The organism is Oceanobacillus sp. FSL W7-1281, from assembly GCF_037969835.1.
GTDB classification, from domain to species: Bacteria; Bacillota; Bacilli; order Bacillales; family Amphibacillaceae; genus Oceanobacillus; species Oceanobacillus oncorhynchi.
Genome location: NZ_CP150214.1, coordinates 4,552,523 through 4,575,278, shown reverse-complemented (window position 1 = coordinate 4,575,278; position 22,756 = coordinate 4,552,523). Strand labels below are relative to the sequence as shown.

20 protein-coding genes and 1 other annotated feature are annotated in these 22,756 nt (G+C 38.6%); of the genes, 11 read left to right on the top strand and 9 right to left on the bottom strand.

Annotated elements, in window-relative coordinates; translation table 11 throughout:
* Positions 1-13: 13 nt before the first annotated feature.
* Positions 14-1,564 (bottom strand): Na+/H+ antiporter NhaC family protein, encoded by a 1,551-nt coding sequence (locus tag MKX55_RS22075; RefSeq protein WP_339235022.1) that lies wholly within the window; start codon positions 1,562-1,564, stop codon positions 14-16.
* 788 nt (positions 1,565-2,352) lie between these two features.
* Between MKX55_RS22075 and MKX55_RS22070 the strand changes: the two genes are divergently transcribed.
* Positions 2,353-2,685, top strand: a complete 333-nt coding sequence (locus MKX55_RS22070) for a general stress protein (protein WP_042528966.1) — start codon at positions 2,353-2,355, stop codon at positions 2,683-2,685.
* A 120-nt stretch (positions 2,686-2,805) separates the two neighbouring features.
* Here the strand turns inward: MKX55_RS22070 and MKX55_RS22065 are convergent, their stop codons facing one another.
* Positions 2,806-3,237, bottom strand: coding sequence for a pyridoxamine 5'-phosphate oxidase family protein (locus MKX55_RS22065; RefSeq protein WP_339180894.1), 432 nt, complete (start codon positions 3,235-3,237; stop codon positions 2,806-2,808).
* 527 nt (positions 3,238-3,764) lie between these two features.
* Between MKX55_RS22065 and MKX55_RS22060 the strand changes: the two genes are divergently transcribed.
* The 8 genes from MKX55_RS22060 (at position 3,765) to MKX55_RS22025 (ending at position 12,133) form a co-directional block, all read left to right on the top strand.
* Complete coding sequence (locus tag MKX55_RS22060; RefSeq protein ID WP_339235019.1) at positions 3,765-5,000, top strand: ROK family transcriptional regulator; 1,236 nt, start codon at positions 3,765-3,767, stop codon at positions 4,998-5,000.
* Between the two features lie 10 nt (positions 5,001-5,010).
* A complete protein-coding gene (locus MKX55_RS22055) occupies positions 5,011-5,835 on the top strand; it encodes a sugar phosphate isomerase/epimerase family protein (RefSeq protein ID WP_339235017.1) in 825 nt (274 codons plus the stop codon).
* Positions 5,836-5,844: 9 nt separating this feature from the next.
* Complete coding sequence (locus tag MKX55_RS22050; protein WP_339235015.1) at positions 5,845-6,828, top strand: Gfo/Idh/MocA family oxidoreductase; 984 nt, start codon at positions 5,845-5,847, stop codon at positions 6,826-6,828.
* A gap of 251 nt (positions 6,829-7,079) precedes the next feature.
* Positions 7,080-8,342, top strand: a complete 1,263-nt coding sequence (locus MKX55_RS22045; RefSeq protein WP_339235013.1) for a sugar ABC transporter substrate-binding protein — start codon at positions 7,080-7,082, stop codon at positions 8,340-8,342.
* A 32-nt stretch (positions 8,343-8,374) separates the two neighbouring features.
* Entirely contained in the window at positions 8,375-9,295 is a 921-nt protein-coding gene (locus MKX55_RS22040; RefSeq protein WP_339235011.1) for a sugar ABC transporter permease, read from the top strand.
* A 14-nt stretch (positions 9,296-9,309) separates the two neighbouring features.
* The gene (locus MKX55_RS22035; protein WP_212929197.1) at positions 9,310-10,122 is read left to right on the top strand and encodes a carbohydrate ABC transporter permease; all 813 of its coding nucleotides are present in this window, start codon (positions 9,310-9,312) and stop codon (positions 10,120-10,122) included.
* Positions 10,123-10,145: 23 nt separating this feature from the next.
* A complete protein-coding gene (locus MKX55_RS22030) occupies positions 10,146-11,159 on the top strand; it encodes a Gfo/Idh/MocA family oxidoreductase (RefSeq protein ID WP_339235009.1) in 1,014 nt (337 codons plus the stop codon).
* Entirely contained in the window at positions 11,156-12,133 is a 978-nt protein-coding gene (locus tag MKX55_RS22025; protein ID WP_339235006.1) for a Gfo/Idh/MocA family oxidoreductase, read from the top strand. Before MKX55_RS22030 ends, MKX55_RS22025 begins: the two co-directional genes overlap by 4 nt.
* A 100-nt stretch (positions 12,134-12,233) precedes the next feature.
* Here the strand turns inward: MKX55_RS22025 and MKX55_RS22020 are convergent, their stop codons facing one another.
* Both MKX55_RS22020 and MKX55_RS22015 read right to left on the bottom strand, forming a co-directional pair.
* On the bottom strand, positions 12,234-13,430 hold the full coding sequence (locus MKX55_RS22020; RefSeq protein WP_339235004.1) for an XRE family transcriptional regulator: 1,197 nt from the start codon (positions 13,428-13,430) through the stop codon (positions 12,234-12,236).
* 24 nt (positions 13,431-13,454) lie between these two features.
* Positions 13,455-14,198: a hypothetical protein gene (locus MKX55_RS22015; RefSeq protein ID WP_339235002.1), complete on the bottom strand. Its 744-nt coding sequence runs from the start codon at positions 14,196-14,198 to the stop codon at positions 13,455-13,457.
* A gap of 331 nt (positions 14,199-14,529) precedes the next feature.
* Here MKX55_RS22015 and MKX55_RS22010 point away from each other — a divergent pair, with 331 nt between their 5' ends.
* A complete protein-coding gene (locus tag MKX55_RS22010) occupies positions 14,530-15,294 on the top strand; it encodes a 2OG-Fe dioxygenase family protein (protein ID WP_339235000.1) in 765 nt (254 codons plus the stop codon).
* A 57-nt stretch (positions 15,295-15,351) separates the two neighbouring features.
* Here MKX55_RS22010 and MKX55_RS22005 read toward each other — a convergent pair whose 3' ends face one another.
* Positions 15,352-16,314, bottom strand: coding sequence for an L-lactate dehydrogenase (locus MKX55_RS22005; protein ID WP_339234998.1), 963 nt, complete (start codon positions 16,312-16,314; stop codon positions 15,352-15,354).
* A gap of 215 nt (positions 16,315-16,529) precedes the next feature.
* Positions 16,530-16,786 (top strand) — a binding site (T-box leader).
* A 68-nt stretch (positions 16,787-16,854) separates the two neighbouring features.
* Here MKX55_RS22005 and MKX55_RS22000 point away from each other — a divergent pair.
* Complete coding sequence (locus MKX55_RS22000; RefSeq protein WP_339234995.1) at positions 16,855-18,075, top strand: MFS transporter; 1,221 nt, start codon at positions 16,855-16,857, stop codon at positions 18,073-18,075.
* Positions 18,076-18,260: 185 nt separating this feature from the next.
* Here the strand turns inward: MKX55_RS22000 and MKX55_RS21995 are convergent, their stop codons facing one another.
* The 4 genes from MKX55_RS21995 to pfkB all read right to left on the bottom strand — a co-directional run bounded on the left by MKX55_RS21995 (position 18,261) and on the right by pfkB (position 22,709).
* Complete coding sequence (locus MKX55_RS21995) at positions 18,261-18,764, bottom strand: hypothetical protein (RefSeq protein WP_339234993.1); 504 nt, start codon at positions 18,762-18,764, stop codon at positions 18,261-18,263.
* Between the two features lie 176 nt (positions 18,765-18,940).
* Entirely contained in the window at positions 18,941-19,879 is a 939-nt protein-coding gene (gene lacD / locus MKX55_RS21990) for a tagatose-bisphosphate aldolase (protein WP_339234991.1), read from the bottom strand.
* On the bottom strand, positions 19,876-21,771 hold the full coding sequence (locus MKX55_RS21985) for a fructose-specific PTS transporter subunit EIIC (protein WP_339234988.1): 1,896 nt from the start codon (positions 21,769-21,771) through the stop codon (positions 19,876-19,878). The genes lacD and MKX55_RS21985 overlap by 4 nt, the downstream gene beginning before the upstream one ends.
* Positions 21,772-21,788: 17 nt before the next feature.
* On the bottom strand, positions 21,789-22,709 hold the full coding sequence (pfkB, locus tag MKX55_RS21980; RefSeq protein WP_339234986.1) for a 1-phosphofructokinase: 921 nt from the start codon (positions 22,707-22,709) through the stop codon (positions 21,789-21,791).
* Positions 22,710-22,756 lie beyond the last annotated feature (47 nt).

Sequence of the window (22,756 nt, the reverse complement as noted above, 5' to 3'; positions counted from 1 at the left end):
ATTATTTTATGCCTTAGGAGGTCTTCTCTAAGGAAACTTTCAAATTCTCTTTTTTCGCTTTCCGATTTAAGAAATATAGAATGGATAATAATACTGCTGCCGTAATAACCATGCTTACAATGGCATTTTGTGTTAATCCTGCAGAAAGAAACCCGATCGCAGCTGAGATTGCGATAATAATTGCATAAGGTAACTGTGTTTTTACATGCTCAATATGGTCTGCCGCTGCTCCCGTTGAAGCCATGATGGTTGTATCTGATATGGGAGAACAATGATCTCCGAATAGCCCGCCGCTAATAACCGCGCCAATAGCTATTGGCAGGCTGATGTCTATCGCAGCAGCCATTGGCAGGGCAATTGGCATCATAATAGAGAATACTCCCCAAGAACTTCCGGTAGCGAAAGCAATGAAAGCCCCAACCAGAAAGATAATTGCCGGGACGATAAATGATGGCAGGTAGCTGCCGGTAATATGAGCAATATATTCTCCCAATCCCATCGTAGTGGCTATGGAACCAATCGACCATGCCATAATAAGAATTAACGTTACAATCATTAATTTTAAAAGGCCATTGGTGAAATCTTCAAATAAATTCACTAATGATTTGCCATAACGCAGTCTTGCGTAGATAATGCCGCCAGCAGAACCGCAAATAAATCCGCTAATGATACCAAGCACAATATCCGCATTTAAAAAGGCGCCTCTAAACCCATTTTCTCCAATATTGCCTGTCCAGAAAATAACTGAAAATATGGTTCCCAGCAACAGTATCATCGGAATCAAAAAGCTAAATATATCTGCATCGTTCCTTTTATTTCCCTTTTTTGTTTCTTCGTCTTCATCCACCATCAATTTATCATGATCTCCATACAATTTCCCGGTCGCTATGGCTTTTTTCTCTGCTTGATACATGGGCCCGATATCTAAATTTAAGTTAATGACGAACAGCACACCAATCATCGCAAAAACGCCATATAAATTATAAGGAATCATCTGTATGAACAACCCCCATGGATTATCACTCAAGCTTAGTGCAGCTAATTGGGTGGCGATTAATCCTGTAATAAATGGGCCGTAACTGCTGATGGGGGACATGGCAGCCAGCGGACTTCCCATGGAATCGAGTATGTATGCCAGCTTTACTCTCGAAATTTTTATTTTATCGGTAATGGGCCGGGTGACTGCTCCGAGTATTAGGACTGGTTCTGTATAAGAGAAGAGAAAAGAACTTCCCCAAACAAAATTTTGAGCCTTCCTTCTGGTATTGATTTTTTTCGTAGCAGCTTCAGCAAACGCCTGCGCAGCTCCGGTAGTGCGAAGGATATTAACAAATCCTCCTGTCGTTGTAACAAGCAGTAGCAGACTGGCATTCCACGGATCTGCGATAGAGGGAATCATGGTGTCTGTGATGGTATATGTAAAACCCACAAGCGGATTCCAACTATTGATTATGGTTGCGCCGAGCCAGACACCGATAAATAAAGATATAATCGTTTGTTTTGTGATGATGGCAATAATAATTGCGAGTATCGGAGGTAACAGCGATAAAAAACCATATTCCATATGTTCCATCTCCTTTTTTTGTATTAGCGCTTTCAATTGAGTGGTGAATATACATTTTAGTCCATTGCACTGCTCTATCTGGATTCCATTTCTTCAAATATCGTTAGCGCATAGATTCATCATTTTAAGAGGGGGTGAAAAAACAATTGCCAGAGAGTTCAGCTAATATGACATGAAAAATGTTTGGTTGAAACGCTTTATTTGTGCATTGGCTGTTTGTAGAGAACAGATGTGGTTTTCCATTTTCTATAATTGTTTATAACCTTTATCTATCAGCACAAAACCTTGCTTTTGAATCAGCTTTATCCATTATTTTTTCGATTCCATGAATCAAGAGAGTTATTTGATATGGATAGGTATGGAAGGATAATATAATAACTTCAACCAGATTTTAATCAAAAGTAAGCATTTGTGCGCCTGCTGATAATCTTTCTTCGTTCTCCGTTCCCTGAAGCGTATATTTTATAATTATATAGGAGGCGTAATTGATTGTATAGCGTTTATTTTTTGAATATTTATTAATTATTTTAAGGCTATCATATTTTAATTGGAACAGTGAACGTGATGTGAAAGTCAATGGGAGAGACTGGGTATTCAGTTGAAGGGCCGGGGGAATCATAACATAGTAAAAAGTATTTCCAGAGCATTGCGGCTGATTAAACAACCTTTGCCGAAGCGGAAATGTCACTAGAAAGTGAGTAGTCTTTAAATTTTTTCAAAAAAAGTGATTAGTTTTATGTGATTCGGGAAGACATCTAATGTAGCATTTTATAGGAGGTAGTTAAGATATGACATTCGTAAAATCTTATACAAACGATGAAATGTTAGAAAAAGATGTGAACAAGCTAAAGGATAATAACATCAGCTCCAATAATATTTTCATCCTCTCTCATGATGATGATCGCACTGCACGTATTGTAAATAATACAGAAGCATCAGGTATTGATTACAATAAGCAGGATATCGGAGGAGATTTTGAAAAACCAGGTGACGAGTTAAGAGAAAAACTCCGTGAACTGGGAGTTGCTGATGCAGATGCCCATGAATATGAAGAAGATATGGATGAAGGAAAAGTCTTTTTAATTGTAAAAGATGAATCAGCAAAAAGTATTGTGGGTTAACTGTAAATCAAAATAAACGAAGCAGTTAAGTATAAATCCGGACCAATCCTAATCTCTATGGGGAGAAGGAGGGTCCGGATTTTGGTGTGTTTAAAGGGAGATTTTTCTATGTGATAACTCTTAAATATCTTCCATGTTAATTATTTCAGGCGTATCAAAGTTATCACTATTCATGATTTTAATTTGTTCAGGGATGAGTTTGAGAACAGTTAAATCAGGGTCATTTTTAGAATCAAAGTACGCTTTATCCTGCGTTTCCCATAACCAGTCAATGGTTTCTTGATCATTAATAACCTCGACCTTGGCTTTGATTTCTAAGAAGCTTTTATTTTTTGTTTCTTCATATCCCAGCAAAATATGGGCTTGCGGGTTGCTTTCCACTTCTTCTACTTTTGGGGAATCCTCATCTGTTTTGGTGTATAATACCGCTTCATCATGGTAAAAAACCATATATCGGCTGTTTGGCACATGATTATGGGAAGTAGATAGAACGCCGACCTTTGAAATATCTAAAATCTTTTGAATTTCTTTTATTACTTTTGCTTTATTCATGTTGTCACCTCATATTGTTATTATCGACATCGATTTAATCATAAACGTATGTACATAGTTTCTCCGTTTTTCGCATTATTATTTCCTTTTTTCTTGAATTTGCACAAAACTATAAATTAATTTTGAAGGCGTTTAGAAAGGGAATGTAGATAGAAGAAAGGATAGTAATTGGTTAGGGTTAGTGAATAAAGTAGTTATTCTAATATGATTACTTTTGTATTTGTTGAGTGGAAGAAAGAAAGGCGAGGAAACACTGATTATCGCTACGGGGGGCATATTGGTGGAAGTTTTAATCCCTTAAACTAATCAATTAAAAAATTCTAAAAATTAATTGACAACGCTTACAATTAAATGCTATAGTTTCTATACTTAATAATTCCATTGGAAAAAGTAACGTTTGTTCATATATTTAAAGTGAATTTATTCTTAAGGGTTTATAAAACAATAGCATTTAGCTTAGATGAATTTTGGGGGAATTCAAATTTATAAAAGTGATTATTTCAATATAGATAGGAATGTGAATAACTATGAAGAGGACTGGAGACCTGAAGCTGATACAAGAATTAAACCGTTCTATCATCTTAGAAACAATTCGAAAATATGGCTCTATATCGAGAAGTGAAATTGCTAAAAAAAATGATCTTAGCCCTACGACTGTCACATCTGCTGTAACGGAACTAATCAATGAAGGCTATGTAGTAGAAGGTGGTACAGGCACGTCCAGTGGAGGGAGAAAGCCGATTCTTTTGAACTTTTCACCAGATAACCACTATTTAATCGGTGTATCTATTTCTTATTCTAAAATAACAATTGCGGATATGAATTTGGAAGCAAAGATAAATATGAAAAAGGTATATCCTACTAACGGTTATACAGGTGCAGATTTAATAAATTATCTGCTTCAATTATTGGAGGATTTCTACGCTGCACAGCAGGACGATAGACAATGTATTGGTATTTCGCTGATTATTCAAGGAATTGTTGATTCTAAAAAAGGTGTAGTCCATTATAATCCAGTTTTGTTATTAGAGGATGTTTACCTGCGGGATTCGGTTGAAGCGCATTTTAATCTGCCAACTTGGCTTGATAATGATACAAATGCATACGTTTTAGCTGAGAAGAATTTTGGTCATTTTCAAGAGGTGGAGAATCTCATTTATATAACGATTGGCGAAGGTGTTGGTTCCGGCGTTATTGTAAACAACATGCTGTCCCGCGGTGAAAGTGGAGGAGCTGGTGAATTTGGCCATACCAGTATTGATTATCATGGTGAGCTTTGCAGTTGTGGAAATAAAGGATGCATCGAAAATTATATAAGCTGGCCAGCTACATCGAAGAAAATAATGAAAGAGATTGAGGCAGGAAAAGAAACTATTTTAACAACTTATTTAACAAGTGACAAGCTGTTTATTACCCCGTCTGAATTTGTTGAGGCAGTGAATACTGGGGATAACTTGGCTGTTGAAATTAATGATGAAATTGCTGAATACCTATCAGCGGGAGTAGTTAATTTAGTTCACCTCTTTAATCCGGAAGTAATTATATTAGGTGGAGATGTTACCAACCAAAATCAAATATTGATAGACGCTGTACAGCAAAAAATCAAAGACAAAACGTTAAAAACGCTTTATCAAGATGTGGATATTACCACATCATCATTAGGAAAAGAATTTGAAATGGTTGGTGCTGCTTCTGTTTTACTTCAAGATAAATTTCAATTTAAGCTTACACATGACAATCGTGGATTAAAAACAAATTTGTAGGAGGAATCGTATGTTAAAGGGTATTAATCAATGGTGTTATCCGGAAGGGACTAGTTTGGAGAAGGTACTGGAATATAGCAAAGAAGCTGGTTTTGAAACAGTTGAATTAAATGTGAATCCCTCAGGTGGAATTGGTTTAACGGTGGACTCAAGGTCAAATGATGCCAAAAAAATTAAAAGTCTCATAGAAACATATGATTTGGAAATTAAAAGTATATCTACAGCATTATTATGGCAGTTTCCGTTATCTTCACCAGATGAGGCTGTCAGAGCACAGGGTAGAGCCATCGTTGAAAAGCAAATTGAATTAGCAGCTGCAATGGATGTAGATACAGTACTTGTTGTACCAGGCATTGTATCTGAGGAAGTTACTTATGATCAATGCTATCAACGCAGCCAAAAGGAGCTGCGGAAGGTGTTGCCGTTGGCAGAAAAGCACCAGGTACATATAGGGATTGAAAATGTGTGGAATAAATTTTTACTTTCTCCGCTAGAGATGTCCCGTTATGTGGATGAATTAGATTCTGAATATGCTGGCGTATATTTTGATATAGGAAATGTTCTTCAGTTTGGTTATCCAGAGCAGTGGATACGAATCTTAGGCAGCCGCATCTGTAAAGTTCATGTCAAAGATTTCAATACAAGCGTGGGAAATATTACAGGATTTGTTCCGTTATTAGCTGGAGATGTTAACTGGCAGGCAGTTAGCAAAGCATTAAAAGAATTAGGTTATAAGGGTCCGCTTACTGCAGAATTATCTCCATATAAGCTGGATACGAAAGCATTAGCAGTCGATACTGCCAAACATATTGAATTAATTATTGATGCAGGTTGATAGGAGGAGATGAAAATAAAGAAATTAAAAGCAGGGTTTATTGGAATAGGAGGAGTTGCAGCTACTCATTTAAAGATTTTGAAAAAGCATAAAAGTGTAGATATTATTTCAGTCTGCGATATTGCCGAAGTAAATGCAGTTAGGGCTGCTGAAGAAATAGGAGCAAGAGCTTATACGGATGCGGATGATATGTTAGAAAAAGAAACGCTGGATGTTGTTTTCCTTTGTGTTCCACCATTTGCCCACAAAGACTTGGAGCAAAAAATAGTGAGAAAAGGAATTCATTTAATGGTTGAGAAACCTGTCGGGCTAAATATGAAAGAGGTGTATGCGAAACAGGAGGTTATTCGGAAATCAGGTGTTATTTGTGCTACAGGTTATTGCTTACGATACTTGGATACTGTGCAGAAGGCCAAAGAATATTTAGCAGGTAAAGAAATAGCGATGGTACGCGGGTATTACCTATCTTCTTTTGTGGAAACACCCTGGTACCGCACGATGTCAAAGTCAGGGGGACAATTGGTAGAGCAGGCTACGCATATTGTGGACCTTATTCGTTACTTAAACGGAGATTTTAAAAAGGTTTATGCCAATATGGCATTAAGAGTATCAGAGGATATTGAGAATATTGATATTCCAGACGTGAGCTCCGTCAATTTTACATTTGAAAATGGTGCTATTGGACATTTAGACTGTTCCTTCACCCAAAAGGATCATCGTATGGGCGTAGAATTATTAGGGAAGAATTTTCGCGTAATGATTGATGGAACAAAGCTTACTATCTTTGAAAATGATAATGTGGTTACCTACAGTTCAGAAGTCGATTTCTACGAAGAACAAGATAATGCGTTTATTGAAGCGATTTTGACTGGAAGGACAGAAAATATTCTATCAGATTATACGAATGGCTTGAAAACTTTAGAGGCAACTCTGGCGGCTAATGAATCTCAAAAAACAGACAATGTAATTCCAATCACTAAAACAGGAAGCTGAATAAGTAATCTTATTTTTATCGAAATGGTAATCAATAGAGGCCAGCAGCATGTTAAAAGATTTTGAAGGAATGATTTAAAAGGTTATAAACGTATTTTGAAAGCGCTTCACGAAAACATGTGAATTTGCTATGAAGGAGGGCATCCATTTTTTCTGTCGAAGGCTGTGATTTGAAAATGCTGTCAAGCAAGGAAGCTGTGGCTCATTATATTCCTGGCAAAACATTATTAAACCCTTTTGGAGGAGATAGAATGGGGAAAAAAGTATGCACCATATTTCTAATGGTTACATTAGTCGGTATCTTAACAGGTTGTGGAAATGATACAGAAGGCGGCAGTAAAAAAACGCTGGAAGTAGCCTTGTGGGATGAAAATATAAGCGGTGCAGTGGATGCCTCTATTGAAGAATTTAATAAGGAGCATCCAGATGTTGAGGTGAACGTAACCTATACACCTTATGCCAACTATTTCACGAAATTACGAACCAGTATAGGGGGAGGGAGCGGACCAGATGTATTTTGGATGAATGGACCTAATTTTTCTGAATATGCCTCTTATGGGCTAATCAAAGATTTAGAGCCATTTATTGAAGAAGATAGTGATTTTTCCAAGGATGCCTATTTTGATTCTATGATAGATTTATATTCTCATGAAGATCACTTATACGCTGCACCTTATTTCTCGGATATTGTAGGTTTGTTTTACAATAAAAGACTATTTGATGAGGCTGGTCTGGAATATCCGGATGAAAATTGGACATGGGAGGATATTGAAGAAAAGGGAGAGCTCTTGGCTGATCAGGAGGAGGGAGTTTATGGATATACAGCGTATGTTGTAAGTAATCAGGCTGGCTATTATAACTTAATTCCACAGGCTGGCGGCTACATGATTGATGAAGACAAGACCCATTCAGGTTTTAATTCACCAGAAGCGCAAGAAGCACTTACTTTTACACAGGATTTGATAGATAAGGGGATTTCACCATCTGTACAGACACAAATTGAAAACCATCCCCGCGATATGTTTATGTCAGGAATGATAGCAATGCATCCTGAAATCTCTGTGAACGCGGAGATGTTTTACAGTGAGCTTGGGGATGATTTAGGAGTAGCTCCATTACCAGCAGGGAAGGAAGAAGGATCTATTGCACACGGAATTGGCTGGGCTATGAACGGGGACACCGAGCAAGAAGAATTGGCTTGGGATTTAATTAAACATTTAACTGGCGAAAAAGGGAATCAGTTTATTGCTGAATCAGGCTTTAGTATCCCTGCTCAGGAATCCATGAGTGATTTATGGGTAGAATCCATGCCTGAATTGGATTTACAGGTATTTATCGACGCACAGGAAGTTTCATTTCCCTACCCTGTCTCCCAAAACACAATACAGTGGCAGGATATTGAGCAGGCAGAAATTCAAGGAGCATTTTTGGGCTATAAATCAATGAAGGAAGCTTTGGACAATGTTGCCAGAGAGATGGATATCATCTTGGAATCAGAACAGATAAATGAATAAAAATCTTTCTGTAAGAAGGGAGTTTCTAATGAATGAGTGATTCAAACGTGCTTACTAAACCGAAAAGAAGCAGGCGTAAGCGTAAGGAAGCGATGTGGGCTTATCTATTTATCGCTCCCGTTGTACTAGGGCTCTTCCTATTTTATTTGATGCCGGCTCTTGCTTCTTTTGGCTTGTCATTCACTAGCTGGAATGGGATTAACCCTCCCGAGTTTATTGGTTTGGACAACCTGGTACGGCTGGTTCAAACAGATTCTTTTATCAGAAGCATGGTTAACACACTCGTATTTACGCTGGTTTCCGTGCCGTTAGCGGTGATGCTGGCAACGGGGATTGCCATATTGCTGAATCAAAAGATTAAAGGAATGATCGTATATAGAACCCTTTATTTTCTGCCGGTGGTGACGATGCCCGTTGCTGTTGGAATGGTTTGGAAATGGCTATATAACACAGATTATGGTTTGCTTAATTATATATTAGGCTTACTCCATTTACCGCAGCCTGCATGGCTGTTCAATCCTAATATTGCGTTAATATCGGTTATTGTTGTGTATGTTTGGATGACAGTAGGAAACAACATTATTTTAATCCTGGCAGGTTTGCAGGGGATTTCAGAAACCTATTATGAAGCTGCGGAAATGGATGGTGCATCAAAATTAAAACAATTATTTACGATCACCATTCCTCTGTTAACACCGACTTTGTTTTTCGTATTTATCACTGGAATAATCAGCTCTTTACAAGTGTTTGATTTGATATTCATCATGATCGGCGACAGCCATGTCTTATTGGAGCCATTGCGTACACTTGTATATGGTGTTTATGAGTCAGGATTTGAGTATTCGCAAATGGGCTATGCTTCTGCACAAGCATTCCTGCTGTTTTTAATGATATTAGTCATCACTATTTTCCAGTTTGCGTTTCAAAAGAAATGGGTGCATTATGACGGATAATAAGGAGGAAGCGTATGAATAAAAAGTGGTTGATTCATTTGGTGCTGATTATTGGTGCAGTGGTCATGGTTACGCCATTTCTTTGGATGGTGTTAACTTCTCTAAAATCATTTGGAGAAGCAATGCAAGTGCCGATTACCATTTTTCCTGAAGAGTGGCTAGTAGAGAATTACCTTGACGTTTTTGCAAGTATCGATATGATGAGATATTACTTTAATACGCTGATGGTCACCTTAGGAAGAACATTGGGACAGTTAATTTTGTGCTCATTGGCTGCATTTGCCTTTGCAAGGATGGATTTTCCGGGAAAAAATGTCATATTTATTGTAGTCCTATCTGTTTTGATGGTGCCAATGCAAATTATTTTAATTCCAAACTACGGAATTTTAACGTCTCTGGGCTGGATTGACACCTTCTATGCTTTGATTGTCCCTGGTATGTTCAGCGCATTCGGCGTATTCCTGTTAAGGCAATTTTTCTTAGGAATCCCGAAAGAGCTGGATGAGGCGGCGACGATTGATGGGTGTTCCTTTTTTGGAATCTATTGGCGCATTATTTTGCCGAACGCGACACCAGGATTAATTGCATTAGGTATATTTACGGTTCTCGCTTCCTGGAATGATTTTCTTTGGCCTTTAGTTATGACGAATTCAGAAGAAACGAGAATGCTGTCAGTAGGTATTGCAGCATTTCAGGGGCAGTATTCAACGGATTATCCATTGCTGATGGCGAGTGCTGTACTGTCTACCATTCCGATGCTGATTATGTTTGTTCTTTTACAGAAACATCTAGTTTCAGGAATTGCTTTACAAGGCGTTAGAAGATAATTAATAGAAAGAGGTGCACAAAAATGAATATTTTAGTTTTAGGTGCAGGGACAATGGGAAATGCCCACGCTGCTGCTTATACAGAAATGAAAGATGTAACATTATGTGGAATTGTTGATGTGAATTTTGAAAAGGCTGCTCAATTGGCTGACAAGTGTGGGACTAAAGCGTTTTCTTCTTATGAAGAAGCGAAGCAGCAGATTGTGGATATTGATGTCGTATCTGTTTGTTTGCCTACTCCTTTACACAAAGAGACAGTCTTGCAAGCGGCGAGAGATAAATTTCACGTTATTTGCGAGAAGCCTTTGGCCCGCCATCTGGCTGATGCCAGAGAGATGATCGATTTCTGTGAACAGCAGGGAGTTCGCTTATTCGTAGGCCATGTTGTACGCTTTTTCCCAGAATATGTCCAAGCAAAAGAAGTAGTAGATTCACAAAAAATAGGCCAGCCGGTAATTGCAAGAACAACGAGAGGAGGAGCATTTCCAAATGCCTCCAATGACTGGTATGCAAACTTTATTAAAAGCGGTGGTTTGATTTTAGACACAGTTATTCATGATTTTGATTTTTTAAGATGGTGCTTTGGAGAAGTAGAGCGTGTATATGCAAAAACAAGCAGAGGTAGAGCGGCTGGAAAATTAGAATATTCCTTAATCACACTTCGGTTTGAGAACGGGGTGATTGCTCATGTAGAAGGTACCTGGGCACATCAGAACTTCCATACGAAGTTAGAAATTGCAGGGAAGGAAGGGATTATTCAACATGATAGTACTTCGGTAAGCCCTGTCGTAGTAGAGAAAAGCGCATCAGTTGATGAGGTTGTAGGGGTAGCGGTTCCATCCAGCCCAACGCAGCATAGTCCATATTATCTTGAAATAGAGCATTTTATTTCTTGTATTAAAGAAGGAAAGGAAGCGAGAGTGACCGCAGAAGACGCCTATAAAGCGCTAGAGATTTCATTAGCTTCTTTACAATCGATTGAGTCGGGAGAGCCGGTTTATCTTAAACAATTTTCCAGTTTGGAGGGGGTAAAATGAAGGTAGGTATTATTAGTTTTGCTCATGGACATGCGTATAGCTATGCAAATGCTTTAAACAATTTACCGGAGATAGAGTTATATGGTATTGCTGATGAAGAGGAAGTGAGAGGGAAAGACGCAGCGGAACAGTTTAATACCAAATACTTTTCGGATTATCATGACTTATTAAAGGAACCGATTGATGCTGTAATTATTACATCAGAGAATCAAAAACATTTTGAACACGTCAAAGCTGCAGCGAATCATAATAAGCATGTACTTTGCGAAAAACCTTTGTCTTCTAATGTGAAGGATGCGGAAGAAATGATTAAGATTTGCCGGGAAAAAGGCGTGATTTTACAAACGGCATTTCCGGTAAGATTTAATAAGCCTGTGCAAAATGCGAAACAAACGATAGATACGGGTGATTTAGGCAATATTATTGCTGTTAAAGGTACAAACAGAGGGACTAATCCTGGAGGATGGTTTGTGCAGAAAGAGAAATCTGGCGGAGGGGCAGTTATCGATCATACTGTTCATGTAGTCGACCTTATTCGTTGGTTTACTAACGCAGAAGTAACAGAGGTATATGCTGAAATAGATGATAAACTATCCGATGGAGAGATAGATGATACTGGGCTGTTAACCATGGAATTTGATAACGGTATGTTTGCGACATTGGATTGCAGCTGGTCTCGTAATAAGGATTATCCAACTTGGGGAGACGTTACCTTAGAAATAATAGGGACGAAAGGAACGCTCTCTGTGGATGCTTTTGCCCAGAAGCTGGATGTATATAGTTCAGACGGCGTTAAATGGAATTTCTGGGGAGATGATATGGATGAGGGATTGATTGCTAATTTTATCCAAGCTGTCAAGGAAAACAAAGATCCATTTATTACAGGAGAAGATGGATTAAGAGCTTTGGAAGTAGCTATGGCTGCCTACCGCTCATCCGCTAGAAATGCCGCAGTAATGCTAAGTGAATTATGATTTTAATGCTGACAAGACCTCACACATTCATTTTGTGTGAGGTCTTGTTTCACTTTAAGGAACTATAGAGAATTTCAGAAATTATAGACCTTATCGAGGATTATCTTGTATGCGACGTAATCTCAGCAACATCAGCCAATTCAAAATCCTGCTTCTTCTGCAAGTACTGACTAAAAAAGCTTTCTTCCATCCCTGTTAGCTGGTAAAAGAAACCTATTTCAGCCATCCAATCGATATCCATCATACGCTGCATATCAATGATACTGTTCTTCACAGCGTAATCCATAATGGATTTGATTTTCTGGGGTTTTTGGATAGGCAGTTCCTCATCCAGCGGTTCTTGCTTTAAATAACCTTTTCGGTGAAGCGCGGCATAGAAGTTACGATGTTTTTTTGCATCTAAAAAGCCTAAATTCAATGCCTGATACCCTAAAACTTGAATAGATACAAGCCATTTCTTCTTTAAATCGATATAAGCATCTGGGTTTGTTGGTCTAGCAATTGTCTGGAATTCTCCTTGCATTACATGTTCAGGAAGCAGAAAGGCTCCTGCAAATTGGTTGGCTTCATTCTCTATCGCTTTATACTCTGTACGATCTAAGTTTGTAAACTCTACACGATAATGAAGTAATAAATGACCAAGTTCATGAGCAATATCAAAATTACGACGAGCAGCAGAACGTTTTAAATTTCCCAAAATAATAAAAGGTCTATCCTGTTTCGTCCATAAGCTATAGGCATCAATTTCTTTACCGATGGCTTTTTCAAAAATAAAAACACCACTTTTTTCAATTAGGAACATCAGGTTGTTATTCGTCATCTCATCAAGCCCTAGTTTTTTGCGTGCCAGATTAGCTGCTGCAGTTATTTGTTCTTTTCTACTCTCCGTTGCAGTATTTAAATCGTGAATAATCTCGTTTCTTAGCTGAATGATTTTCTGGGTTGGATAAGAAATCTTATTGGATAAATAGTCTACGAATCGATCAAGAAATTCCATATGTTTTGCTTCGGTTTGTGTTTTGGACATCAGATTGATTTCTTTTGACCGATAAGCAATATTCATCATGTTGATATTTGGCTGGTTATTCGCGTTTTGAAGTACATCCGTTTTATAAAAATATTTACTTTTCACGTGAAATATATTCTTTAAGTCATTAACTATCTGCATTTTTGGTGACGTATAATTATTTTCGTATTGCCACACTGCCTGCTCCGTTATACCTAACATATCAGAGAGCTGTTTGCGTGAATATCCATGCATCATACGTAAATTGGTTAGATTTTCACCCTGAAACATCTATTGCCCTCCTTGTCGTAAAAATTATTCTTGATCCTCTTCTAAGATGCCAATATCAAATGCTGCCGGGTCAATTATATCATTATCTTGTTCCGGGGCAATGATGTCTCTTTCTTCATCGGTTAATTCAGAGCCTGAAATATATTTAGACAGATCTTCTATGAGATAAGCTCTGTTATCGTTAGGGTTTGGAAGATAGTGCATTATCTCAGATATTTGATAAGCTTCATCAATTTTATAAGTAAGAATATGAAATTCATTATAAGATGTTTGTAAGTGGGTCAACTCATCCTTTGCTTGGGTATCGGGTATAAATAAAGAAAGTTGTTCACTCATTTCATTTGAATAGTACGTAGTCTTAGATGTATCCGCAAAATCGAGATGCTTATTTATTTTTGAAAGCTCATGAAGGTAAGTTCTCTGTGGTTTTTTATGATTGATGTTCCCTGGAAGTACCGCTTGAGAAAAACGATCTTTATTAAAATAGGCTGCATTTTTAATTAAGAAGAGTTTTTTTGTATCCCCATGAATGAATTGTAAATAATCCCAGGTCAAACCTGCTTTAGCACGTCTATATGATAAGTGAAGGCTCCCACTATTTTCAGCAAGTTTGCTTTCTATAAAGTTTCCTTTTGTCCAAGCGAAAGCAGAGCTGATTTTCATATTGCGATGACGTTCTTTCCGGTGGTCGACATAATCTCGGTAACCTTCTACAATAGCTTCTACAATAAATAGACTGTCATTTGAATCAAATTTATGCTGCTCCATTAAATCACCCCTAAGATATAATTTTAAATAACATCTAATTCTATAATAATAGAGTAATTAAAATAAATCTATGATAAAACGAATATTTTTTAAAGTAAATATGAAAATATCTTTATACTTTGAAGGATGATTAAGATGCTTGGTTTTTTATTCTTTTTATTGTGTAAAGGTGCTAATAGTCCTTTTATGAATTCGACGCTTTCTTTTTATGCCACCATACATAAACCTACATACCCCTTACTCCATTTGTCTTTTCAACCCAAATCATCTAAAATAATAACTTGGATTCCATTTTTTAAGCAAACCGATGAAGATAAAAGGAGTAATATAGATGAGCAATTTAAAAAATAATGGCTATGCGCGGTATGATTTAATGCAGCAATTAGACTATGAAGGAATAGAAGCAGATTACCAAGCTTTATTGGATTATTTCGAGGACCTGCCTATCGATGAATATGCAAAAGACTTAAATCGTTATAGAAGATATTCACGCGCTTTGGTATTGCCGACTTCTGGTCAGATTGAATGGCTGCCGACGCTGACGAAGGATGGGGAGGAATACGCTGCGTACTTCCAGGGGAAATTTAATCCGGAATATCCGGGTTCCTATCGGGAATTCCCTTATATAGATAAAGAAATACAGAATAATAAGCTATTGCAAAAAATAATTCTGTTTGATTATCATGAAACGTTTTGGAAGGAAGAAGACCGGATCATGCCGATTCATGCCGGCGTACATTTTGTGAAGCTGTACGTAGAAAATGATTCGGATAAGGCTGTTTCTTCACCAAACTGCTTTCATCAGGATGGGGAGCCATTTACCTTTGCCCATTTAATTAAAAGAGAAAATGTCAAAGGCGGTACGAACGCCATTGGTATTCCTAAAGCGGCAGGAGAAACGTTTGATACAGTCAATCAGAATGATGTGATAGAGATTTTTGAGATTACGAAGCCTTTAGAATCCTACGGTGTGGAGGATTCGGCAGTATCGCATTATGTCAGCCCGATTGAAAAGGGAGATGCGGAAGAAGCTGGAGTACGTTCTGTTATCTTAATTGATTACCAGCAAACCGTTGTTGCTGATGTAGATGAATAGTAAATAAAAATGGAATGTGAGGCAGGTTTTGTGTCTCACATTCCATTTTTTAAAACGTTATATGCGCTTCATCGCAGGCTCATAGATAGATTTCAGCGTTTGAACACTATGAGCAAATTTTTCCTGTTCTTCTTCGTTCATTGGCACTTCAATAATTTCACGGATGCCAGAACGGTTAATGATAGATGGAACACCGATGCATACGTCTTCTGCACCATATTGTCCTTGTAAATAACTACTTGTTGTTAACACGATATTTTCGTTTCTTAGAATGGCTTCGGTAATTCGTGCTAAGCTCATGGCAATACCATAGAAGGTGGCGCCTTTTTTCTCAATAATGTGATAAGCTGCATCCCGAACCTCTACAAAAATCTGGTCAAGGTCTTCTGCGTTATAATCGTCATGATTATCTAAATACGTTTGCAGGGGAACAGGACCAATGGTTACTCTGCTCCAAAGCGGAAGCTCTGTATCCCCGTGTTCACCGACAATATAGGCATGAACTGCTTTTGGAGAGATATCGAAATACTCTCCAAGCTTATAACGAAGACGGGAAGAGTCTAAGGTTGTTCCGCTTCCGACAACACGGTGAGCAGGGAAACCGCTGAATTCAATAACTGCTTGTGTTAAGACATCTACAGGATTGGTTGCAATGAGGAAAATACCATCGAAGCCGCTCTCCATCACATCATCCACAATTCCTTTAAATATCTTCATGTTTTTTTCAACGAGGTCTAAGCGTGTTTCACCCGGTTTTTGGTTTGCTCCTGCAGAAATACAGACAATGTCTGCGTCTTTACAGTCTTGATATTCTCCCAGCCAAACATTGGTTGGAGAAGGAGCGAACGCTTTTCCGTGGTTCAAATCCCAGACATCTCCCAGTGCTTTATCTGCGAACAAATCAATAATAGCTAATTCTTCCGTAATCCCTTGATTTATGAGTGAAAACGCATAGCTGACACCGACAGACCCGGCTCCAATCAATACAACGCGATTTACTTTTCCATGATTTGCTGTCATGTATAAACACATCCTTTAAAGTAGTATACGAATCATTCTATACTTAAACAGTGAGCCATTACACAATTTAAGTCAATAGTTTTATAATATTTCGGAAATGGAATTATAAAACGAAACTTCGTTCAGTTGAAGTTTTTGTTCTTCTCCGTGATAAAATAACACTTGTCATTTTTATGGAACCATGTATAATATTTCTAAACTCGAGATACATCCTATCAAAAGCGTTGAAGAGAAGAGTAAATATACGGGAAGCATAACAGAGAACTCCGGAAGCTGAAAAGGAGGATGCGGAACTATGTTGAACCAAGCCTCTTAGCTGCACATCGGATTGTTATATGATGATGTGCCGGTGCTCCCGTTATCGAGAAAAGCAATGTTCGATACGATTGCTTATGAAGGTTTTTGCAGCGATGCAGAAACAGAATGAGGTGGCACCACGATCTTCTGTGATATAAGAAGTCCCGTCCTCAAAGTTGAGATAACTTTGAGGACGCGGGCTTTTTTTTATTTTATAAAAAAGCTTAAAAAAGGAGAGATGATATGAAAGAGGCTTTGGAAAGGTGGAAAAACACCTCATTACTGTTAATGGGAATTGGTGTATCTAATCTGGGAGCATGGATATACCTGATTGCATTAAATTTAATTGTTTTGGAAATGACGGGCTCTCCACTTGCGGTTTCTGTGTTATATATTTTAATTCCGCTGGCAGCGATGTTTACTAATTTTTGGGCGGGTTCATTGATTGACCGTTGGAATCAAAAGCGTATGATGATTGGCTTAGACGTATTTCGGGCAGGCCTTATAGGTATACTTCCTTTTTTAGATTCCTTATTGCTCATCTATGTTTTGGTATTTGGAATTAATGTAGCCAGTGCGGTGTTTGAGCCGGCCTCTATTGTCTACATGACCAAATTGGTTCCAAAAGGAGATCGTCAGCGGTTCAATGCCCTTCGTAACTTTATTAATTCCTGCGGGTTTATTTTAGGACCGTCGATTGCAGGGGCATTGTTTATGGTCGGCAGTCCTTCCTTTGCTATATTTATAAATGCTGCTGCATTATGTATTTCTGCCATGATAATCCTTTTCCTTCCCAATTTGCATGAACAGGGGAAAATAAGTGATAGAATCGATATCCATTCTGTCATTCACGATTGGAAGAAGATCCTTGCATATAGCGGCAATCACAAATATATTACTTTGATTTATGTTCTATTTGGCGGTGTGACTGTTTTTATGAGCGGGCTTGACTCGCTGGAGGCAGCTTTTGCAATAGAGGTGCTATTGTTGGATGAAAGCACCTATGGCTTTTTAGTTAGTATTGCGGGAGCAGGGATTATAGCTGGTTCTTTGGTAAATGCGATGTTTGCGAAGTATTTAAAAATCAATGTGCTGATGGGGCTCGGGGTAATAGGTACGCCTGCTGGTTATTTGATTTTTGCTTTCTCAACAGATTTTACAACAGCGGCAATCGGTTTCTTCCTGCTGACATGTGCGCTTTCTTTCGCCAACACGGGCTTCCTGACCTTTTATCAAAATAATATTCCTGTAGAGATTATGGGGCGTTTTTCAACGATTTTTGGACTAATCGAAGCGGCATGTATTATTTTGTTGACATTAATTATTGGAATAGCAGCTGAAATGATGGACATTAGATTGGTTTATATTGTGGGCTCGTTCTTGTTTTTAGGTCTGGGTCTATTCTCCAATATGCTGGTGCAAGGAAAGAAGAAAAGAAAATATTATCAATTAAATGAAGGGTAATATATTTGTTTTTTCTGCAAGTAATGGTGTGCGAGGTAATTAAAATAATATTATAATTACCTCGTACAAAGAGGGGGAACCTGTATAAACACATCATTATTTGCTTATGCAGGGACCTTCATTCGATATGTTCAATAAGACTGGTCACAGAAATGAAGACATCGATTATGCCGCAGCCGAGCGAACTAGCCTTCGTCTTCTTCAAAGAAAGCGTGAAAATAGGCATAAACAGCATTTTCCGTATCCAATACTTTGTATAGCCTTCCTTCTTGATCTGACGGAACAACCCGTATGTATTCATTGGAGAGGTACAGATAGAGCGTATCACCATCAGACAGATTCATTTCTGCGGTATATTCGGGGCTGTCGCTTGTAATCCGTCCGCCCTGATAAATATGGACATCTTCAATCAGCATTCGGGTAATATCATTGGATTGATCCAATACAATTTCTTCCTCATTCTCTGATTGTACAGGCTCATCGCTAGCTAAGTGACTGGAATCCGATTTTGTAATAGTAATCGAATCAACATGTCTCCGTTCCCCTTCCGTAGTCAGAACTTCTGTTAAAACAACGGGCAGATTTGTCGGCAGGGAAGTAAAGGATATTTTAAAGAAGAAAATAAGTGCAAGCAGGATAATGATGATAACAGCAAGGATGCTGCTGATAATAATGTATTTTTTAGGCATGGATTACGCTCCTTATAATAGGAAGTTCAAAAATCAAAATGATTTGTTTAACACGCGCGATAAGATCGTTTCATTGTTAGCATGCAACAAACTGAATAATAACATACTATTAATAAGAAGCAGAAAGGATATGACGAAAAAAGCCCAGTGTGCACACTGAACTTTTTCCACCTTTGTTAGGAAATAGATGTAGCTGTTTCTTGAACCACTTTATCCAGTTCCTGAATATTTTTAACACCTTCTGTCTGCAGCCATTTCGCTGCAGCTTCTCCATCCACGTTTTTGAATTCAGATGTTGCGCCGCTCCAAGTTGCTCTGCCGCAAAGAACACCATTAAAGGCAGATTCTGCTTCTTTAGCAAAACGCAATGTTTCCTGGAATAATTCCGGTGTAACGCCTGCACTTAAAAAGATAAACGGAAGGTTGGTGGCTTCAGACTGTTCTTTGAAAACAGCTTTTGCTTCCGCTTGGGTTTGAGCTGTATCTCCTTCTGCATAGCCTTCCACAAAGTTCATATTGACAGGAACCTCTACTTTTAACACATCCACGTTAAATCTTGGCTCGCTGTAGCGTTTCATTGCTTCAATCACTTTTTTCGGTTTTACTTTCGCAAATTCCAATCCTTTTTCATTGCCAATCGAATCATCATAGGTCAGAATTTCTAAGAAAAATGGAATATCCTCTGCGACACATTCACTTCCGACGCGTTCTACAAAAGCTTCTTTAGCTCCATTGATTTCTTTACTTTCATCTACATCCACATAAATCAATAATTTAATTGCGTCAGCGCCTGCAGCTTTCAGGTTTTTGACAGAGCAATTCGGAATTAAATCCGGGAAACGTCCAGGCTCTTGTTTGTCGTAGCCTGTTTGTTCATAAGCTAATATTAATCCGCAATTTTCATCTCTTTTCTTCGCTGCTGCTAATCCATATTCCGGATCAAGCAGGATAGAAGAAGCATAAGGAGTCAGTTCTTCAGAAACAATCTGTTTGAAGGCTGAAATCTGCTCGCCGGAAATATCCTCGCCCATCATTCTTCTTAGTGCACCGCGCTGGTCAATAGCAAGTGCCGAAATAATCCCCTGGTCATTTATAAGTTTTTCTAAATTTTTCATTTTTTAACGCCTCCAAGTAATAATTCTTTTATCTCCGCTTCAGATTGAGAAGCTTTTAGCTGGTTAATAAAATCTTGATTCATCAGTTTTCTGGAAAGAGCCGATAAGATATCTAAATGTTCGTTGCTGCTTCCATCTGGTACGAGAATGCTGATCACAAAATCTGTTGGTTTTCCGTCCATTGCAGGCCAATCAATGCCTTCTGCCAATTGAACGACCATCAATTTAGCTTGCTGAATTGCTTCACTCTTCACATGAGGGATAGCAATCCCATTTTCCATGCCTGTTGAGCCTTCTGCTTCTCTTTTTTGCAGACCGCTTGCTACTTTTTCTGCATCTGTTGCAATATTTAATGCTGCAGCTTTATCTGCTATAAACGTCAGAACCTCCTCTTTTGAGTGAAGGTTTTGCTGCAGATGAATTTGGTTTGTTTCTAAAAGCTCCCCCTGTTCACGTGGCGCAGGTGTTTCTTGTTGTACAGGTGCAGCCGCTTGCTCAGGGTTGCTTTTTCGTTGATGTCTTTTTTGTTCCAATGCCATTAAGAATCCGGAAACCACAGCACCGACCAAAATTGCCAGCACCCATAAGAAGGCATGTGTGACAACAGGCAGAACGATAAATCCGCCATGTGGTGCAGGAACTTCTACTTTAAACATATACGTCAGCATGGCAGCGATAGAAGAACCTACCATGATAATTGGGATAATGATAAACGGACGTTTTGCTGCAAAAGGTATCGCGCCTTCTGTAATGTGCGTTGAACCTAATAGAAAGTTGACATAGCCGGCACTTGCTTCTGCCTGGTTATAGCTGCGTCTCGCAAATAATACCGAGAATCCGGTTGCGAGCGGCGGGACGATACACGCTGCAGAAACACCTGCCATAAATAAGAAATTACCTTGTGCCAAAAGTGCTGTACCTGTTACATAGGCCGCTTTGTTGACTGGGCCGCCCATATCAAACGCACTCATAATACCTACAATCAACCCTAATAAGATTGGGTTAGAATCTTGGAAACTGCTTAGGAAGTCCATCATTCCCTGGTTGATTGCTTCCATCGGAACAGATAGGTACCACATCGCAAATCCGCCAATAAAGATACCGAGAACAGGAATTAAGAAAATAGCTTTTAAACCATCTAGTGATTTTGGCAGGTTCTTCAGTGCTTTCATAAGCAGTAAAACAAGGCCTCCAGCTAAGAACCCGCCAACAATTCCGCCTAAAAACCCGGTGCCGTTTGTATCAGCAATCATACCGACGATAAAACCAATAATAAGACCGGGTCGATTACCGATGGATTGTGCAATATAAGCACTTAAAACAGGAACCATCAATCCCATTGCTAATCCGCCGATGGTATTCATTTGTTCGGCAATAACATTATATTGAGATGATTCAGGGTCAGCTGAGTAAATTCCAAACATAAAGGAAACAGCAATCATCACCCCGCCGGCAACAACTAAAGGAAGCATATGACTGACACCATTCATCAGATGTACATAAAGCTGATGCCATATGCTGGCTGACTCTTGATTGCTTTCGTCATTTGATTGCGCTGCCTCACCCGAGCCTTTATAGACCGCTACATTCCCCGATATAGCTCTATCTATTAATTCCTCAGGGTTTTTAATACCTTTTGAAACGGAAACATTGATTACTTTTTTGCCATGAAAACGGTCGATGTCCACGTTTTTATCTGCAGCAATAATAATGACTTCTGCGTCTTTGATTTCTTGAGCAGTAAACTGATTTTCTGTTCCTCTTTGTCCATGTGTTTCGACTTTGATGGAAACGCCTTTTTCTGCTGCTGTTTTTTCAAGTGCTTCTGCAGCCATAAACGTATGCGCAATTCCTGTTGGACAGCCAGTAACGCCTAAAAAACGATATGTCATGATGTTCACCCTTTCTTTTAAATGGTTACTATTTTTACTTGTAAGTTTTGCATCAATTGATCGACATCTTTAAAATCGGTTAATCCAGAGCGGAAAGCCGTTGAAGAACCTGCCGCTACAGCTTTTTTCAATGCTGCTTCGGGGGGGCTGGTCTGTAAGGTGCTGTAAAACGTAGCCAGCATCGTATCGCCGGAGCAGGCGGTGTTCACAACCTCGCCTTTCGGTGCCGGACAGTAGAGCGTTGTATCTTTACCAACAAAGTAAGCACCTTCGCCTCCCATAGAAACTAATATATTTTGACAACCTTGATCTACTAATTTTTGAGCTGCTCTCAATATTGCTTGTTCTGAGTCGAGTTCCTCCTCTGGAAACAGGGCTTGCAGCTCTTCGTCATTCGGTTTGATCAAGTAAGGCTGGTAGTGAACTAATTCACTTAAGATCGGATGACTTATATCTAAAATCAATCGAAATCCAATATCAGAAGCATGCTTTGCGATGGAGACCAGTATGGATGGATGTACTCCCTTTGGCAGGCTGCCTGACACAAATAACACGTCATCCTTTGTAAATCCGGCAATTTTAGTTATTAATTCATCTATTTTTACATCTGTAATTTCCGGACCGCCATTAACAATTTTGTACTCACCCTGATTGGATTTTACAAATGCATTAATTCTTGTGACACCATCAACTTCAGTAAAATCAGTGCCGATATTCATTTGGTTTAGTTCATCTTGAATATAATGCCCGCTGAAACCTGCTATATAACCAATAGCTGTCGAGGGTACGCCAAGCTTTTTTAAAATAATGGATATATTGACTCCTTTGCCATTTGGCTGGAATTCATCGTATATGCTTCGGTTCACCTTATCCGGAAGAAAATCTTCCATTTCGATGAACATATCAATCGCTGTATTTAACGTGCATGTATAAATCATGGTTCATCATCCTTCCTTACTTAAAGTATGGCACGGCATGAAATGAA

What these genes read in the sequence shown, in the direction of transcription:
- MKX55_RS22075 (WP_339235022.1), bottom strand. Translation starts at nt 1,564, where the DNA reads ATGGAATATGGTTTTTTATCGCTGTTACCTCCGATACTCGCAATTATT.
- MKX55_RS22070 (WP_042528966.1), top strand. Translation starts at nt 2,353, where the DNA reads ATGACATTCGTAAAATCTTATACAAACGATGAAATGTTAGAAAAAGAT.
- MKX55_RS22065 (WP_339180894.1), bottom strand. Translation starts at nt 3,237, where the DNA reads ATGAATAAAGCAAAAGTAATAAAAGAAATTCAAAAGATTTTAGATATT.
- MKX55_RS22060 (WP_339235019.1), top strand. Translation starts at nt 3,765, where the DNA reads ATGAAGAGGACTGGAGACCTGAAGCTGATACAAGAATTAAACCGTTCT.
- MKX55_RS22055 (WP_339235017.1), top strand. Translation starts at nt 5,011, where the DNA reads ATGTTAAAGGGTATTAATCAATGGTGTTATCCGGAAGGGACTAGTTTG.
- MKX55_RS22050 (WP_339235015.1), top strand. Translation starts at nt 5,845, where the DNA reads ATGAAAATAAAGAAATTAAAAGCAGGGTTTATTGGAATAGGAGGAGTT.
- MKX55_RS22045 (WP_339235013.1), top strand. Translation starts at nt 7,080, where the DNA reads ATGGGGAAAAAAGTATGCACCATATTTCTAATGGTTACATTAGTCGGT.
- MKX55_RS22040 (WP_339235011.1), top strand. Translation starts at nt 8,375, where the DNA reads ATGAGTGATTCAAACGTGCTTACTAAACCGAAAAGAAGCAGGCGTAAG.
- MKX55_RS22035 (WP_212929197.1), top strand. Translation starts at nt 9,310, where the DNA reads ATGAATAAAAAGTGGTTGATTCATTTGGTGCTGATTATTGGTGCAGTG.
- MKX55_RS22030 (WP_339235009.1), top strand. Translation starts at nt 10,146, where the DNA reads ATGAATATTTTAGTTTTAGGTGCAGGGACAATGGGAAATGCCCACGCT.
- MKX55_RS22025 (WP_339235006.1), top strand. Translation starts at nt 11,156, where the DNA reads ATGAAGGTAGGTATTATTAGTTTTGCTCATGGACATGCGTATAGCTAT.
- MKX55_RS22020 (WP_339235004.1), bottom strand. Translation starts at nt 13,430, where the DNA reads ATGTTTCAGGGTGAAAATCTAACCAATTTACGTATGATGCATGGATAT.
- MKX55_RS22015 (WP_339235002.1), bottom strand. Translation starts at nt 14,198, where the DNA reads ATGGAGCAGCATAAATTTGATTCAAATGACAGTCTATTTATTGTAGAA.
- MKX55_RS22010 (WP_339235000.1), top strand. Translation starts at nt 14,530, where the DNA reads ATGAGCAATTTAAAAAATAATGGCTATGCGCGGTATGATTTAATGCAG.
- MKX55_RS22005 (WP_339234998.1), bottom strand. Translation starts at nt 16,314, where the DNA reads ATGACAGCAAATCATGGAAAAGTAAATCGCGTTGTATTGATTGGAGCC.
- MKX55_RS22000 (WP_339234995.1), top strand. Translation starts at nt 16,855, where the DNA reads ATGAAAGAGGCTTTGGAAAGGTGGAAAAACACCTCATTACTGTTAATG.
- MKX55_RS21995 (WP_339234993.1), bottom strand. Translation starts at nt 18,764, where the DNA reads ATGCCTAAAAAATACATTATTATCAGCAGCATCCTTGCTGTTATCATC.
- lacD (WP_339234991.1), bottom strand. Translation starts at nt 19,879, where the DNA reads ATGAAAAATTTAGAAAAACTTATAAATGACCAGGGGATTATTTCGGCA.
- MKX55_RS21985 (WP_339234988.1), bottom strand. Translation starts at nt 21,771, where the DNA reads ATGACATATCGTTTTTTAGGCGTTACTGGCTGTCCAACAGGAATTGCG.
- pfkB (WP_339234986.1), bottom strand. Translation starts at nt 22,709, where the DNA reads ATGATTTATACATGCACGTTAAATACAGCGATTGATATGTTCATCGAA.